The sequence below is a fragment of the Pararhizobium sp. genome (genome assembly GCF_965279435.1).
Taxonomy (GTDB): domain Bacteria; phylum Pseudomonadota; class Alphaproteobacteria; order Rhizobiales; family Rhizobiaceae; genus Pararhizobium.
The window spans coordinates 1799068-1812856 of sequence record NZ_CBDIHY010000003.1 but is presented as its reverse complement, the minus strand read 5'-3'; the positions used below and the strand labels follow the sequence as shown (position 1 = coordinate 1812856).

General features: G+C 61.3%; 16 protein-coding genes. 8 read left to right on the top strand and 8 right to left on the bottom strand.

Going from position 1 to position 13789, the window contains the following annotated elements; all coding sequences use genetic code 11:
• Positions 1-75: 75 nt before the first annotated feature.
• Entirely contained in the window at positions 76-540 is a 465-nt protein-coding gene (ptsN, locus tag ACQY8Q_RS14285) for a PTS IIA-like nitrogen regulatory protein PtsN (protein WP_113246702.1), read from the top strand.
• A 10-nt stretch (positions 541-550) separates the two neighbouring features.
• On the opposite strand, the gene ACQY8Q_RS14280 is transcribed toward ptsN, so the two are convergent.
• The gene (locus ACQY8Q_RS14280; RefSeq protein WP_428427178.1) at positions 551-1357 is read right to left on the bottom strand and encodes a helix-turn-helix domain-containing protein; all 807 of its coding nucleotides are present in this window, start codon (positions 1355-1357) and stop codon (positions 551-553) included.
• A 108-nt stretch (positions 1358-1465) separates the two neighbouring features.
• On the opposite strand from ACQY8Q_RS14280, the gene ACQY8Q_RS14275 reads away from it, so the two are divergent.
• Positions 1466-2233: an SDR family NAD(P)-dependent oxidoreductase gene (locus tag ACQY8Q_RS14275; protein ID WP_428427177.1), complete on the top strand. Its 768-nt coding sequence runs from the start codon at positions 1466-1468 to the stop codon at positions 2231-2233.
• Positions 2234-2256: 23 nt separating this feature from the next.
• On the top strand, positions 2257-3492 hold the full coding sequence (locus tag ACQY8Q_RS14270; RefSeq protein ID WP_428427176.1) for a D-arabinono-1,4-lactone oxidase: 1236 nt from the start codon (positions 2257-2259) through the stop codon (positions 3490-3492).
• A gap of 139 nt (positions 3493-3631) precedes the next feature.
• Here the strand turns inward: ACQY8Q_RS14270 and grpE are convergent, their stop codons facing one another.
• Together grpE and hrcA are read right to left on the bottom strand one after the other, a co-directional pair.
• Positions 3632-4246 (bottom strand): nucleotide exchange factor GrpE, encoded by a 615-nt coding sequence (gene grpE / locus ACQY8Q_RS14265; protein ID WP_428427175.1) that lies wholly within the window; start codon positions 4244-4246, stop codon positions 3632-3634.
• Positions 4247-4361: 115 nt separating this feature from the next.
• Positions 4362-5441, bottom strand: a complete 1080-nt coding sequence (gene hrcA, locus ACQY8Q_RS14260; RefSeq protein ID WP_428427174.1) for a heat-inducible transcriptional repressor HrcA — start codon at positions 5439-5441, stop codon at positions 4362-4364.
• Positions 5442-5630: 189 nt separating this feature from the next.
• On the opposite strand from hrcA, the gene rph reads away from it, so the two are divergent.
• The 4 genes from rph (at position 5631) to hemW (ending at position 8837) form a co-directional block, all read left to right on the top strand.
• Complete coding sequence (rph, locus tag ACQY8Q_RS14255; protein WP_428427173.1) at positions 5631-6350, top strand: ribonuclease PH; 720 nt, start codon at positions 5631-5633, stop codon at positions 6348-6350.
• A gap of 3 nt (positions 6351-6353) precedes the next feature.
• The gene (locus ACQY8Q_RS14250) at positions 6354-6749 is read left to right on the top strand and encodes a VOC family protein (RefSeq protein ID WP_428427172.1); all 396 of its coding nucleotides are present in this window, start codon (positions 6354-6356) and stop codon (positions 6747-6749) included.
• 41 nt (positions 6750-6790) lie between these two features.
• On the top strand, positions 6791-7435 hold the full coding sequence (rdgB, locus tag ACQY8Q_RS14245; RefSeq protein WP_428429786.1) for an RdgB/HAM1 family non-canonical purine NTP pyrophosphatase: 645 nt from the start codon (positions 6791-6793) through the stop codon (positions 7433-7435).
• A gap of 226 nt (positions 7436-7661) precedes the next feature.
• Positions 7662-8837: a radical SAM family heme chaperone HemW gene (hemW, locus tag ACQY8Q_RS14240; protein WP_428427171.1), complete on the top strand. Its 1176-nt coding sequence runs from the start codon at positions 7662-7664 to the stop codon at positions 8835-8837.
• A 3-nt stretch (positions 8838-8840) separates the two neighbouring features.
• Here the strand turns inward: hemW and ACQY8Q_RS14235 are convergent, their stop codons facing one another.
• Positions 8841-9329: a MarR family winged helix-turn-helix transcriptional regulator gene (locus ACQY8Q_RS14235; RefSeq protein ID WP_428427170.1), complete on the bottom strand. Its 489-nt coding sequence runs from the start codon at positions 9327-9329 to the stop codon at positions 8841-8843.
• An 82-nt stretch (positions 9330-9411) separates the two neighbouring features.
• Here ACQY8Q_RS14235 and ACQY8Q_RS14230 point away from each other — a divergent pair, with 82 nt between their 5' ends.
• Positions 9412-10314: an EamA family transporter gene (locus tag ACQY8Q_RS14230; protein WP_428427169.1), complete on the top strand. Its 903-nt coding sequence runs from the start codon at positions 9412-9414 to the stop codon at positions 10312-10314.
• Here the strand turns inward: ACQY8Q_RS14230 and ACQY8Q_RS14225 are convergent.
• The 4 genes from ACQY8Q_RS14225 to ybaK form a co-directional block, all read right to left on the bottom strand.
• Positions 10304-11092, bottom strand: coding sequence for a pyrroline-5-carboxylate reductase family protein (locus ACQY8Q_RS14225; protein ID WP_428427168.1), 789 nt, complete (start codon positions 11090-11092; stop codon positions 10304-10306). The two genes, ACQY8Q_RS14230 and ACQY8Q_RS14225, sit on opposite strands and share 11 nt — an antisense overlap.
• A complete protein-coding gene (locus tag ACQY8Q_RS14220) occupies positions 11083-12330 on the bottom strand; it encodes an aminopeptidase (protein WP_428427167.1) in 1248 nt (415 codons plus the stop codon). Before ACQY8Q_RS14220 ends, ACQY8Q_RS14225 begins: the two co-directional genes overlap by 10 nt.
• Positions 12331-12422: 92 nt before the next feature.
• Entirely contained in the window at positions 12423-13304 is an 882-nt protein-coding gene (locus tag ACQY8Q_RS14215) for an MBL fold metallo-hydrolase (protein WP_428427166.1), read from the bottom strand.
• A gap of 10 nt (positions 13305-13314) precedes the next feature.
• Positions 13315-13788 carry a Cys-tRNA(Pro) deacylase gene (gene ybaK / locus ACQY8Q_RS14210; RefSeq protein ID WP_428427165.1) on the bottom strand — a complete coding sequence of 158 codons (474 nt, stop codon included), beginning with the start codon at positions 13786-13788 and terminating at the stop codon, positions 13315-13317.
• Position 13789: the final 1 nt, after the last annotated feature.

The window sequence follows — 13789 nt, the reverse complement described above, 5'->3', positions numbered from 1 at the left end:
AGAAAGATGGATGGGGACCGCCGCCCGGCATTTTGCCGGACGATGCGGTTTCTACCTGCGAACGAGGACAAAAGAATGGCATTGGCAGGCTTGCTGCAGCAGAATGCGATACTTCCGGCCATGAAGGCCAATTCGAAGAAGCAGTTGCTTCAGGAATTGGCGGCAAAAGCATCCAAGATCACTGATCTACCCGAACGTGAAATTTTCGACGTTATCCTTCAGCGCGAACGACTGGGCTCGACCGGTGTCGGCAATGGCATTGCCATTCCGCATGGCAAGCTTGGCCATCTGTCGTCGATTGTCGGCATTTTTGCGCGTCTGGAATCGCCGGTCGATTTTGAAGCGCTGGACGACCAGCCGGTCGATCTGGTCTTCCTGCTGCTCGCGCCGGAAGGCGCCGGTGCGGATCATCTGAAGGCCTTGTCGCGGATTGCACGCGTGTTGCGCGACCCGGAAATGGTCGCCCGCTTGCGTGCGACGGATTCCGCCTCCGCCATTTACGCCTTCCTCAGCGACGACCAGGCCTCCAACGCGGCCTGATAAGACCGCCTCAATACAGTTTGTGCTGATTGAGGTGATCGATGAAGATGCGAAACAGCTCCGCCTGGCTGGAAATGGCCAGGCGCTTGTAGATGTTCTTGCGGTGGATACGCACCGTGCCTTCCGAAATACCGATGCTTTCCCCGATCGAGCCATTGCTGTGCCCGCGCAGGATGAGCCGCACGATATTGCGCTGCTGCAGCGTCAACCGCTCGGCGCAGAGTTTTTCGAACGCCTCCTCCATCAGGTCATCGCGCCCAACTTGAGCAAGCACCGGCCTTTCTGCCGCATGCTTCCAGCTTGCACGGATGGCCGCCTGCACGATCGGCTCATAGGCCCGCAGGTTCTCCAACTCCGTATCGCTAAAACCCAAATGGCCCTTCACCCGCATCAGCGAGTAGGTGGCCGTGACGCCGCCATCCAGCGGCACCAGAAAGCCGACCTCCTCGACCAGCGACCCCGATTGCGTCGAAACACAGGGGTGAACTTCGCGTGAGGTGCTGAACTGCGTATCGAAAAAATCGTCCGGGGCCAGATCCCGCATCCGCCAAAGGCCGGCCGGATGGCGGTTGTTGCAGGCGACATAGAAGGGATCGAGCAGGTAGGCGCCGCCGAGATAGGCGGCCCAGGCCTGCGGCGCCACATGCCGCGTATAGCCGTCATGCAGAAGCAGTGGCCGTGCATCATAGGGAAAGACGAAGACGCCGGACAGATCGAACGCCGCCGCCCGGCGCAGCATCGCATCAAGCGCCGCGCCGAACCCCGGCGTCGAGAGACCATCTATCAGCGCGGCGATCTGGCAGGATTCGTCTGGCAACAAAAGGCGGCACCTCATTCTTCGGGCGATCTATCCCTTATGGGATATCGACAGCCCCCATTGCGTCAACAATAATCCTTGGAAAGCAAAATCACGAGGAGAACGGCGATGGCAGGCAGACTATCCGGAAAGACCGCGTTGATCAGTGGAGGTGCCGGCGGATGTGGCCTTGCCGCTTCCCAACTGTTTGCCCGCGAAGGCGCCCGCGTCGGCATCGTCGATCTTCCCCGCAGCAAGGGCAAAGAGGTTGCCGCCCAGATCCGCGCCGAGGGTGGCCAGGCATTCTTCGCAGCTGCGGACGTGTCGGTTTCTTCCGAGGTCAAAGCGGCCGTCAAAGCCGTGGAAGACACGTTCGGAGCAATCACCGTTCTCTTCAATCATGCCGGCATTCTGGCCGTTGGTCCGTTTCTGGAAACGGAAGAGGACGAGTGGGACCGGCTGATGGCCGTCAACGTGCGTTCGATGTTCCTGATGACCAAGGCTGTACTGCCGGGCATGCTGGCCGCCGGGGGCGGCAGCATCGTCTCGACCTCGTCGATCTCCGCCGTCGCAGCAACGCCGATGGAGGTACTCTACGACACGACCAAGGGCGCCTGCCACATGTTTGCCCGGGCGATTGCGGTGGAATTCCGCGACCGCGGCATCCGCTCCAACGCCGTCTGCCCCGGCTTCATCGCAACCGACCACGGCAAGCGCGAACTTGTGGGTCTTGCCAAATATGGCGTCGATGTTTCCGACGCAGCAATCGCCGCCCAGCAGGGGCGGATGTGCGATCCGATGGAAGTGGCGCAGGCTGCCCTGTTCCTGGCGAGCGACGAATCCAGCTTCGTCAACGGCACGCATCTGTTCGTCGATAATTGTTTTACGGCGATGTGAAGAACAAAGGGGAGAACGGGAACATGATGCAATCAGGTGGCCACTGGCGCAACTGGGTGGGAAATCAATCGTGCATCGTCCGGCATCGGGGCGCTCCGGACAGCGAGGCGGCTCTGGCGAATATGGTGCGCGAGGCAACGTCGAACGGGCTGAACGTACGTTGCGCCGGTTCAGGCCACTCGTTCACGCCGGTGGCGCTGACCAGCGGACTGCACCTGACGCTGTCCGGCCTGCAGGGCATCAGTCATATCGACACGGCGCGCAAGCGGGTCTCCGTGCATGCCGGCACGACGATCAACACGCTCGGCAAGGCCTTGAAACGCAGCGGCCTGTCGATGATCAACCAGGGCGACATCGACAGCCAGGCGCTGGCAGGCGCGCTGACCACCGGAACACATGGCACCGGCCTTACGCTCGGCAACATGGCCTCGCAGATCGTCGGCATGCGGCTGGTGCAGCCGGATGGCAGCATTCTGGCGATCGACGACAGCGAACCGGATATGCTGAACGCCGCCCGCGTTTCCATCGGCATGCTCGGCGTCATCTCCGAAATCACCCTGCAGGTGATGGACAGCTACAATCTGCATGAGAAGCTGTGGCGCTGCACCTTCGACGAATGCATGGAGCAACACGACGATCTGGCCGCCAACCACCGGCATTTCGGCTTCTTCTGGTGCCCTGTGCCAGAGAGCCGCCATTGCTACTGCCTGCCGGATACATCCTCGGTCTCGACCACCACAAGCCTCTCAGACGTCTGCGAGATGAAGACCATCGACATCACCGATGCGCCGCCGATGCAAAGCGCGTTCGAAAAGATCGCCTATTCCTCGGAAATCTACCCGATCGAATATGTGCCCAACTTCCACGAGCTGGAATATGCGGTGCCGGTCAAATACGGCAAGCAGGCCTGCACCGAAGTGCGCAAGCTGATGCTGGAGAAGCACCCGACCTGCATCTACCCGATCGAATACCGCTTCACGGCCGGCGACGGTGGCTGGATCAGCCCGTTCTTCGAGCAGGATTCGATCACGCTCTCGGTGTCGGGCCAACCGGGCACGGACTACTGGAACTACCTGAAGGATGTCGACGATATCCTGCGTCAGTTCGGCTCCCGCCCGCATTGGGGCAAGCTGCATTTTCTGGGCAGCGAGGATGTGACGGCGCTCTATCCACGCGCCGGAGATTTCCGGACGCTCAGGAACAAGCTCGATCCGGAAGGGCGATTCCTGAACGATCACCTGAAACAGTTGTTTGGATAAAGGTGCGGCACGCTCGGGGCTAACCCTCCCCCTTGTGGGGAGGGTCGGAGCGCAGCGACGGGGAGGGGTTTCTCTTAAAAAAAGTCCCCTCCCCAACCCTCCCCACAAGGGGGAGGGAGCGATTCAGTGCAAGCTCAAATCAAGCCGCCGGTGTTTCGTCCGCAGCAACGATCTTCGGGCCGCCCTTGGCGACGCCGACCATGGCCGGGCGCAGGACGCGTTCGCCGATGGTGTAGCCGGCCTGAACGACCTGGACGACGGTGTTGTTCGGAACTTCCGGGTTCGGAACTTCAAACATCGCCTGATGGAAATTCGGGTCGAACTTCTGGCCGACCGGCTCCAGCTTCTGCACGCCATGACGCTCCAGCGCCGACAGCATGGCGCGCTCGGTCATTTCGACACCTTCGATCAGCGCGTTGAAGCCGACATCACCGGCCTCGCGGGCTTCTGCCGGAATGGCATCGAGCGCACGGCGCAGGTTGTCGGACACGGCCAGCATGTCGCGGGCAAAGCCAGCGACGGAATAGGATTTTGCATCCTTGACGTCGCGGGCGGTGCGGCGGCGCAGGTTGTCCATTTCAGCGGCAAGGCGCAGGTAGCGGTCGCGCATGTCGGCAGCTTCCGCCTTAGCAAGCTCCAACGGATCCGGCTCGGAAACGGCGGTATCGACCTGATCATCGGCGGCTTCTGCATAGGCGGCAGCTGCTTCGTCCGCGTTCACTTCAGCACCGTGTTTGTTTATATCGTCGGTCATGACGGTCTCCGGAATGTCAATATGTCTAGGATTTGGTGTCGATATCGAGCTTTGAAGCCGAAAAATCAAGGGTACAATCGAAAGCTGCTGGAAAAACCGGCTGCTTGCCGGCCGATTATCGCGACAAACGCGACATCAGCTGCGCCGTATAGTCCACCATTGGCACGATGCGCGAGTAATTCAGCCGCGTCGGCCCGATGACCCCGACGGCGCCGACGATCTTGTCGTCGCTGTCCCGGTAAGGCGCAACAATCAGCGACGAGCCCGACAGCGAGAACAGCTTGTTTTCCGACCCGATGAAGATCCGTACACCCGGACCGCTTTCGGCCAGATTGAGGATTTCGATCAGGCTGTCCTTCTTTTCGAGATCATCAAACAACATGCGCAGGCGGTCGACGTCCTCGGCACCGGCCAGGCCCTCCAGCAGATTGGCACGGCCGCGCACGATCAGCTGTGTCGGTTTGTCATCCGCCTCGCTGCCCGACCAGATGGCAAGGCCACGCTCGACCAGATCCTGACTCAGCGTATCGAGTTCGCGCCGGACCGTTTCCTTGACCTTTTCGAGCTGGCTCCGCACCTCGGGCAGCGTTTGACCGGCGAGATGGGCGTTGAGGAAATTGGCGGCTTCCGTCAGCTGCGAGCTGGTGACACCGGCCGGCAATTCGATGATGCGGTTCTCCACCTGGTCGTGCTCGCCGACGAGCACTGCCAGCGCCTTGGTCGGTGCCAGCCGGACGAACTCGACATGGCGGAGCACCGGATCGTTCTTGGCGGTGATGACCAGCCCTGCCCCGCGCGACATGCCCGACAGCATCTGGCTCGCCTCGGTTAGCAGTGTCTCAACAGGCTGATCGCGATCGACACGGCGCACATGCCGGTCAATAGAGGCGCGATCCTCGGGTGATAAATCGCCCACCTGCATGAAGGCATCGACAAAGAAGCGCAGGCCATTCTGTGTTGGCAGGCGCCCGGCGCTGATATGCGGAGAATAGATCAGGCCGAGGTCTTCGAGATCGCTCATGACATTGCGAACGGAGGCCGGCGACAGCGACATCGGCAGGATGCGCGACAGGCTGCGCGAACCGAGCGGCTCACCGCTTTCCAGATAGCTTTCCACGATGCGACGGAAGATTTCGCCCGACCGCTCGTCGAGCGCCGAAAGCCTTTCCCGCATTGCAGATTTATCCAGCACCATTCGAACGCAAAAACCCATGTTGTTGAAGTCAATTGGAATATAGTGATCCCGGCCCGGATAGCAAAAGGGAAATTGGCTGGAAAGCCCGCCGTACAAAGCCTTTTGCCCCTCCTCCACTCTTTTAGAGCAAATGATTTCCCTTCCTCCCAAGTTAGGTTAGAAGGCTGACAAACATCACAGGAGTTCATGATGCGGCCTTCCGGCAGAAAAACCGACCAGATGCGCAAGGTTTCCTTCGAGCGCAATGTTTCCAAACATGCAGAAGGATCCTGCCTGGTGAAGTTCGGCGACACGCATGTGCTGGTCACGGCGAGCCTGGAAGAAAAGACACCACCGTGGCTGCGCAACAGCGGCAAGGGCTGGGTTACCGCCGAATACGGCATGCTGCCGCGCGCCACCGGCGAGCGCATGAAGCGCGAGGCAGCCTCGGGCAAGCAGAGCGGCCGCACCCAGGAAATCCAGCGGCTGATCGGCCGTTCGCTGCGCGCGGTGGTCGATCTGAAGGAACTCGGCGAGCGCCAGATCTCGATCGACTGCGACGTCATCCAGGCCGATGGCGGCACCCGCACCGCCTCCATCACCGGCGCCTGGATTGCGCTGCGCGATTGCCTCGCCTGGATGGAAGCCCGCAACATGATCAAGGTGGAAAAGGTCCTGAAGGACCATATCGCCGCGATCTCCTGCGGTATCTTCGCCAATCAGCCGGTGATCGACCTCGACTATCTCGAAGACTCGGCGGCTGAAACCGACGCCAATTTCGTCATGACCGGCTCGGGCGGCATCGTCGAAATCCAGGGCACGGCCGAAGGCAAGCCTTTTTCCGAAGAGGAATTTGGTACGCTGCTCGGCCTTGCCAAGAACGGTATTGCCGACCTGGTGGGCATGCAGAAGCAGGCAATCGGGGGCTGAGCCATGGCCGCACCGTTCGAAGGTATTCTGGAGACGGCGCTCTATGTTGACGATCTCGATGCGGCGGAGGCGTTTTACGGCTCCGTTCTCGGTCTTGAGAAAATCAGCCGCGCCGGTAACCGGCATGTTTTCTTTCGCTGCGGCCCAGGGATTCTTTTGATCTTCAATCCGGTTGAGACGCTAAAACCGCCGCTACCGCATGGGACGCAGGGTCCTGGCCATATGTGCTTTCGGGTCGCTACCGGGGATTTGGGCGCTTGGAAAAAGAAGCTGTCGGAAGCAGGGATTGCGATTGAATCCGAGGTGATTTGGCCGTCGGGCGCAAACTCCTTCTACTTCCGCGATCCCGCCGGAAACAGCCTGGAATGCGCTGAGGCCAGCCTCTGGGCTATCGACTAAAAACGAATGGGCGGAATGCTCGCCGGATGAGAAAGACGCAGATGCGCAAGCTTGAAGACAAGACCCTGATCGTTGCCAGCCACAATGCCGGCAAGATCCGCGAAATCCGTGACCTGATCGGCCCGATGGGCTTTGAAGCCAAATCGGCGGCCGATCTCAATTTTGTCGAACCGGACGAGACCGGCACGACCTTCGAGGAAAACGCCACGATCAAGGCGCTGGCCTCTGCGAAAGCCTCCGGCCTGCCTGCGCTTTCGGACGATTCCGGCCTTGTCGTTGATGCGCTGAACGGCGATCCGGGCGTCTACACCGCCAATTGGGCGGAGACTGCCGACGGTACGCGCGATTTCGCCATGGCGATGGAGAAGGTCGAAACCGCCATCCAGGAAGCCGGCGCTACCGCCTTCGACCGGCGCACCGGCCGCTTCGTCTCGGTGCTGTGCCTCGCCTGGCCGGATGGCCATGTCGAACTGTTCCGGGGTGAGGTCGAAGGCCATATCGTCTGGCCGCCGCGCGGGGACCAAGGATTTGGTTACGACCCGGTCTTTCAACCGCTCGGCTACAACACCACATTCGGCGAAATGAGCGGTGACGAGAAGCATGGCTGGAAGCACGGCGATACGGACGCGCTGTCGCACCGCGCCCGGGCGTTCAAGCTTTTTGCCGAAACGTGCCTGAGTGCGTGAAGTGGAAATCGACGGGGAACTCATTCTCCCTCATCCCTGTGCTCGTCACAGGGATCCAGTGGCGTCGCGTCTGCGACGCTAGAGACTCTTTCACGCGACGGACGTCGCGTGGCTGGATTCCTGCGACGAGCACAGGAATGACGGTGTGGTAAAATTCCGCGCCAAGCAACAAGTATTGCCTAACCTAACGACATCGCGCCCGAGCGCCTGAAAGACCCTGAACAGAATGGCCACTTTTTCTTCCATCGGTGACAGCAAGGAGCCCGGTTTCGGGGTCTATGTGCATTGGCCCTTCTGTGCTGCCAAATGTCCCTATTGCGACTTCAACAGCCATGTCCGGCATCAACCGGTCGATCAGCCACGATTCGTCACGGCGTTTCTGACAGAAATGGCGGCGATGCGGCATATGTCGGGCCCACGCACCGTCACCAGCATCTTCATGGGCGGCGGCACGCCGTCGCTGATGAACCCGGCGACGGTCGAGGCCATCCTCGATGGCATCGCCAATCTCTGGCATGTGCCGGATGGCATCGAAATCACCATGGAGGCCAACCCCTCCAGCGTCGAGGCGACCCGGTTTCACGGCTACCGCGCTGCCGGGGTCAACCGGGTTTCGCTCGGCGTCCAGGCGCTGAACGACCGGGACCTCAAATTCCTCGGGCGGCTGCATAATGTCGAGGATGCGCTGAAGGCCATCGGCCTTGCGCGCGACATCTTTCCGCGCATGTCGTTCGACCTGATCTATGCCCGTCCGAACCAGACCGTCGACGCCTGGGAACAGGAGCTGAAGCAGGCCGTCTCCTATGCCGTCGATCACCTGTCGCTCTACCAGCTGACGATCGAGGAAGGCACGCCGTTCTATGGCCTGCACAAGGCGGGCAAACTGATCGTGCCGGACGGCGAGCATTCCGCCGTGCTCTACGAGGCGACGCAGGAGATCACCGAAGGTTTCGGCATGCCGGCCTACGAGGTTTCCAACCATGCCGCTCCGGGCGCCGAGAGCCGCCATAACCTGACTTACTGGCGTTATGGCGACTATGCCGGCATCGGCCCGGGCGCCCATGGCCGCCTGACGCGCGGCCGCAACAAGATCGCCACCGCGACGGAGCGCAAGCCAGAGGACTGGCTGCAGCTGGTCGAGGAACACGGCCACGGCATGGTCGAGCAGGAAGTGCTTGGCTATGACGAACAGGCCGACGAGCTGTTGCTGATGGGTCTGCGGCTGAAGGAAGGCATCGACCTCGTGCGCTGGCAGGACCTGTCCGGCCGCGAGCCCGACCCGGACCGCGAACAGTTTCTGATCGAACACGGCTTCATCGAGCGGCTGGGCAATTCCCGCCTGCGCTGCACGCCGGCCGGCATGCTGATCCTCGACGCGGTGGTTGCCGATCTCGCCTGCTAAATTTTATTCGAACGCAGCCAGATATTTTTTGGCGATCGCATCCAGTGCCGCCCGCTCGTCCGGGTCCAGCAGCGCCGTCAACCGGTGCTGGTTGGCGACATGGGCGGTCACCGCGCGTTCGACCAGAGCGAGCCCTTCCGGCTTCAGCGCGATCAGCACACTGCGGCGATCCTCCGGATTGGTCAGCCGTTCGACGAGCCCTGCCTTTTCCAGCTGATCGATCCGGTTGGTCATCGTGCCCGACGTGATCATCGTGGTTGCCAAGAGGTCGCCCGGCGACAACCTGTAAGGTTTGCCGGAGCGGCGCAGGGCCGCCAACACATCGAAGCTCGCTGACGACAGCCCAAACTCTGAAAAGGTCTTCTCGACCTCGCGGCCAAGATAGGTCGATAGCCGCGCCAGCCGGCCCAGCAACCCCATCGGCTCGACATCGAGGTCCGGGCGCTCCTTGCGCCACTGCGCCAGAATTCTATCGACGTGATCTTCATCCATGGCTTCGTGCTACGCAGAATTCATCTTGACGTCAAGATAATCACTGCTATCCTGATTTTATCTTGAAATCGAGATACTTCAAATGAAGATAAAATCCACCGCCCTCACCGACATCGGCCTGACCGCCATTGCGCCCGCCATCTGGGGCAGCACCTATGTGGTCACCACCGAATTCCTGCCGCATGGGTATCCCCTCACCGTCGCCATGCTGCGTGCTTTGCCGGCAGGTCTCATCCTGCTGCTGACCGTCCGGCAGTTGCCGCAGGGCATCTGGTGGGCGCGCAGTTTCATCCTCGGCGCGCTCAATTTCTCGTTCTTCTGGGCGATGCTGTTCGTTTCGGCCTACCGCCTGCCCGGCGGTGTCGCCGCGACCGTCGGCGCCATCCAGCCGCTGATCGTCGTCATGCTGGCAAGAATGCTGATCGGAACGCCGGTGAAGACGATGGCGATTGTCGCGGGTATTGTCGGCATGGGCGGCGTCGGCCTGCTGGTGCTGACGCCCGGAGCAACTCTTGATCCGATCGGCATCATCGCTGGACTGGCTGGCGCAGTCTCCATGGCGTTTGGGACGGTGCTGACACGCCACTGGGCACCACCAGTGTCGAGCCTGACCTTTACCGCGTGGCAACTGACCGCCGGCGGCCTGCTGTTGCTGCCGGTGGCTCTGCTGTTCGAACCGGCCCTGCCAATGCCTACCATGGCCAATGTGCTTGGCATGGCATGGCTGGGGTTGATTGGCGCCGCCTTCACCTATCTCCTGTGGTTTCGCGGCCTGTCCAAGCTCGAACCTGCAGCCGTCGCCTCGCTCGGCTTTTTCAGCCCGCTGGTGGCAACCCTGCTCGGATGGGGCGTACTCGGCCAGAACCTGACGCCGCTGCAGATTGTTGGCATGGCTACCGTGCTGGTCAGCGTCTGGCTCGGACAACGGGCGCAGATGGCGCCGCGTCCCGTTGCAACGGTCAGCGCGAAAACCGTCAGCCCTTAGCGGCCTTGTCCCTTGCTGCTGCCAACCCTTTGGAGATTGGTCCAGCGATACCCGCTGACAGCATCGCCGTCAGACCGGCGGCGGTGGTTCCACCATAGTTAGTGAAGACTTTCACCGTTTCCGCCGGCGTTTCCGAAGCGGCTGCCATCCAGGCGCCTGAGCCGTGGAAAAGCTGGCGGACCGCCGCATCCGCAAGATCGGCCGCCACGCCGTTTTCGATCGCATCGCGGATCATCGCATCGGCAAAAGCGGCGATGAAGGCGGGACCGGAACCGGTCAGGGCGGTAAAATAATCCAGCTCGCTTTCCGTGGACAGTCTGGTCGTCTTTCCAGAACAGGCAAAGAAACTGTCAGCAAAGTCCGCGTCCGCCGCACTTGCGCCTGGTGTCGAAAGCCAAGGGGTAAACGACAGCCCCTGCTCGGCGCAGGCATTCGGCATGGCGCGGATGACGCGTTCGCTTTTGAAGCGCGCAACCAGCGCTTCTGCCGGAACGCGGGCCATGACGGAGATGACCAGCTTGCCGGACAGATCGAGGTTCAGCGCATCAAGATCTTCCGGCCGCACCGAGAGGATGACGATATCCGACTGTGCCGCCAGAAACTGGTTGTCGGTGACAAAGCGGATATCCGGCCACGCCTCAAAACCCGCCGTCTTGCCGCTGCGCGACGACAGGATCAAATCGGCGGCAGCGACGAAACCCTTGGCGAGCGCTGGGCGAAGCAAAGCTCCACCCAGCCAACCGGTTCCGCCGATGACGCCGAGCGTCGTCAAGCCCATTCGCCCTTGCGCATGACCGGAACCTTGGCGCCATCAGCGCGAACGCCGTCGATATCGACTTCGCCGGAACCAATCATCCAGTCGATATGGATCAGGCTGGAATTGCCGCCCTGCGCGGCGATCTGTTCCTGGCTGAGCGAGGCGCCATCAAGGAAGCATTTCGAATAGCACTGGCCGAGCGCGATATGGCAGGAGGCGTTTTCGTCGAACAGCGTGTTGTAGAACAGCACGCCGCTGGCCGAGATCGGCGAGGAATGCGGCACCAGCGCCACTTCGCCGAGGCGCCGCGCACCTTCGTCGGTATCCAGCACCTTGTTCAGCACCTCTTCGCCCTTCGACGCCTTCGCCTCGACAATACGGCCACCTTCGAAGCGAACCTGGATATTGTCGATCAGGGTACCCTGATGCGACAGCGGCTTGGTGCTCGACACATGGCCCTCAATGCGCAGCGCATGCGGCGTGGTGAAGACTTCCTCGGTCGGGATGTTTGGATTGCAGGTGATGCCGTTCTTTGCTGTCGAGGCGCCGCCATGCCATTCATGACCATCGGCGAGCCCGACTGTCAGGTCGGTGCCGGGGCCGGTGAAATGCAAGGCGGAAAAACGCTCGCCGTTCAGCCAGCCAGAGCGCTTGGCGAGATTGGCGTTGTGTTCGGTCCAGGCGGCAATCGGGTCGGCGACATCGACACGGGAGGCGGCGAAGATCGCATTGGCAAGTTTTTCGACGGCGACGGCTTCGGCATCGTGCGGGAACATCTGCCTGGCCCAGGCGGGGTTGGGATAGGAGACGATGTTCCAATTGATGTCGAAATTGGAGATTTTCTCCAGCGCCGGCTTGTAGGCCATCGACATCGCCTTGTTGGCGCGCGCCACCTTGGCCGGGTCCTGCGCCGCCAGCATCATCGGGTTATCGCCGGAGATGGCGAGACGGGCGGTGTTGCTACCGAAGGCCTTGGCCATGCCGTCATAGAGCCAGCCGGTGGCCTTGTCGAAGCTCTCGTCCGGTGCATGGGCGTAGCGGGCGAGCGTCGTTTCCTCGTCGGAATAGAACGTCGTTACCAGCCCGGCCCCGGCAATATAGGCATGCTTGGTGATCAACCGCACCAGCGGCAGCGCCGCGATCGGCGCGGTAATCAGCAGATCCTGCCCGCGCTGCAACTGCAGCCCCACCTTGATGGCGACTTCGGCGAGTTTGTCCAGTTTGACGGGATCGATGGCTTGATGGGCGGGGGAGGTCATGGGGGTACCTGTCTGCTGAATTGACATCACACGAAAGACTTAGTGCGCTTTGCGGCGAAATTGAAGGTGCATTTGCGCGACTGAGCCGATCATCACATAGCAGCGGTGACGGCTGCGATATTGCTCTGGTGGACCGCCTCATAGGGCGGAAAATAGAGGATGGCCCCCGACGCGATATCAGCGGCGGCAAAATCCTTCAGCGGCGGGATCGCGGTTTCGCCTCGCGCAATCGCGGCCGCCAGACGCTCCAGATAGCTTCGGTTCGCGTCGATCAGCGACGGTGCATACCCGCCTTCGGCGATGCGCGCCTTGTCACCATGGCTCGGCAGGATCCTGTCGATCGGCCATTCCCGCAGACGCTGGAGTTCGCCGATATGCGTAGCGATCTGCTTGGGCTCGGCAATGTAGGTGACGGTATCCTCCAGGGTATCGCCGGCCAGCAACAGTTTTTCGTCCGGCAGCCAGATGACATTGCCATCCGCGCTATGGATCGCGAAATGATGCAGTTCGACGCGGCGCTGGCCGACAAAAAGCTCCAGCTTTTCATCGAACATCCGTGCCGGCATGATCAGCGGTGCAATCGGCGGGGTGGCGGCTTCGATCCTATCGCGGTTCTCCTGCAGTTTCTGCGCCGTCAACGTGAGGGCGATTATCTCGCAATCGGCAAAGACGGCGTTACCGGCAATATGGTCCTTGTGCCAGTGGCTGAGCACGACGCAGATCGTGCGGACGCCAAGGCTCTTGAGATGTGTACGGATGGCGGTCGCGTGCGCCAGCGAGATATGCGTGTCATAAACCAGCGCTTCGTCACCATCGACGACGGCATAGGAGGCAACGCCGAGGGAGTAGGCGCCATCATCCAGCCAGTTCGGGCCTTCGGCATGCAACCGCCTGCCCTCAACCCGGCCGTCATAATAGGCGAAGATGCCGGGATACGGTTCAAGGGTCGAAAGCGTCTCGGTCATCTTGGACATTGTGTTTCTCTCAGGCGATCAGGGGAACTGCGACCGCGTTCAGGGCCTTGCGCGCATCATCCGGTGCAAGCCGCACCTGCAGGCCACGCTGGCCGCCATTGATATAGACCAGCGGCTCGGCAAGGGCCGCCTCCTCGATCGCTGTCGGCACCGGCTTCTTCTGCCCGAACGGGCTGATGCCGCCGACGTGATATCCGGTCAACCGCTCGGCCTCGGCCGGTTTCATCATATTGGCCGACTTGCCCTGAAACGCCGCCGCCAGCTTCTTCATGCTGACTTCGCGATCGGAGGGAACGACGACACAGACCGGCTTGCCATCGACCTCCGCCATCAATGTCTTCAACACGCGGTGCGGCTCTTCGCCCAGCGCCTCGGCCGCCGCCATGCCGATCCGGTCGGCGGACGGATCGTAGTCATAGGTATGAACGGTGAAGGTTGCTCCGGCCTTTGTCAGCGCAAGCGTCGCACGGGTGCTCTTCGACATG

Excerpts from the sequence above, each read along its gene's own strand:
- ybaK (WP_428427165.1), bottom strand. The coding sequence starts at position 13,788 with ATGTCGAAGAGCACCCGTGCGACGCTTGCGCTGACAAAGGCCGGAGCA.
- hrcA (WP_428427174.1), bottom strand. The coding sequence starts at position 5,441 with ATGGTGCTGGATAAATCTGCAATGCGGGAAAGGCTTTCGGCGCTCGAC.
- rph (WP_428427173.1), top strand. The coding sequence starts at position 5,631 with ATGCGGCCTTCCGGCAGAAAAACCGACCAGATGCGCAAGGTTTCCTTC.
- ptsN (WP_113246702.1), top strand. The coding sequence starts at position 76 with ATGGCATTGGCAGGCTTGCTGCAGCAGAATGCGATACTTCCGGCCATG.
- ACQY8Q_RS14235 (WP_428427170.1), bottom strand. The coding sequence starts at position 9,329 with ATGGATGAAGATCACGTCGATAGAATTCTGGCGCAGTGGCGCAAGGAG.
- hemW (WP_428427171.1), top strand. The coding sequence starts at position 7,662 with ATGGCCACTTTTTCTTCCATCGGTGACAGCAAGGAGCCCGGTTTCGGG.
- rdgB (WP_428429786.1), top strand. The coding sequence starts at position 6,791 with ATGCGCAAGCTTGAAGACAAGACCCTGATCGTTGCCAGCCACAATGCC.
- ACQY8Q_RS14275 (WP_428427177.1), top strand. The coding sequence starts at position 1,466 with ATGGCAGGCAGACTATCCGGAAAGACCGCGTTGATCAGTGGAGGTGCC.
- ACQY8Q_RS14225 (WP_428427168.1), bottom strand. The coding sequence starts at position 11,092 with ATGGGCTTGACGACGCTCGGCGTCATCGGCGGAACCGGTTGGCTGGGT.
- grpE (WP_428427175.1), bottom strand. The coding sequence starts at position 4,246 with ATGACCGACGATATAAACAAACACGGTGCTGAAGTGAACGCGGACGAA.
- ACQY8Q_RS14250 (WP_428427172.1), top strand. The coding sequence starts at position 6,354 with ATGGCCGCACCGTTCGAAGGTATTCTGGAGACGGCGCTCTATGTTGAC.
- ACQY8Q_RS14220 (WP_428427167.1), bottom strand. The coding sequence starts at position 12,330 with ATGACCTCCCCCGCCCATCAAGCCATCGATCCCGTCAAACTGGACAAA.
- ACQY8Q_RS14215 (WP_428427166.1), bottom strand. The coding sequence starts at position 13,304 with ATGTCCAAGATGACCGAGACGCTTTCGACCCTTGAACCGTATCCCGGC.
- ACQY8Q_RS14230 (WP_428427169.1), top strand. The coding sequence starts at position 9,412 with ATGAAGATAAAATCCACCGCCCTCACCGACATCGGCCTGACCGCCATT.
- ACQY8Q_RS14270 (WP_428427176.1), top strand. The coding sequence starts at position 2,257 with ATGATGCAATCAGGTGGCCACTGGCGCAACTGGGTGGGAAATCAATCG.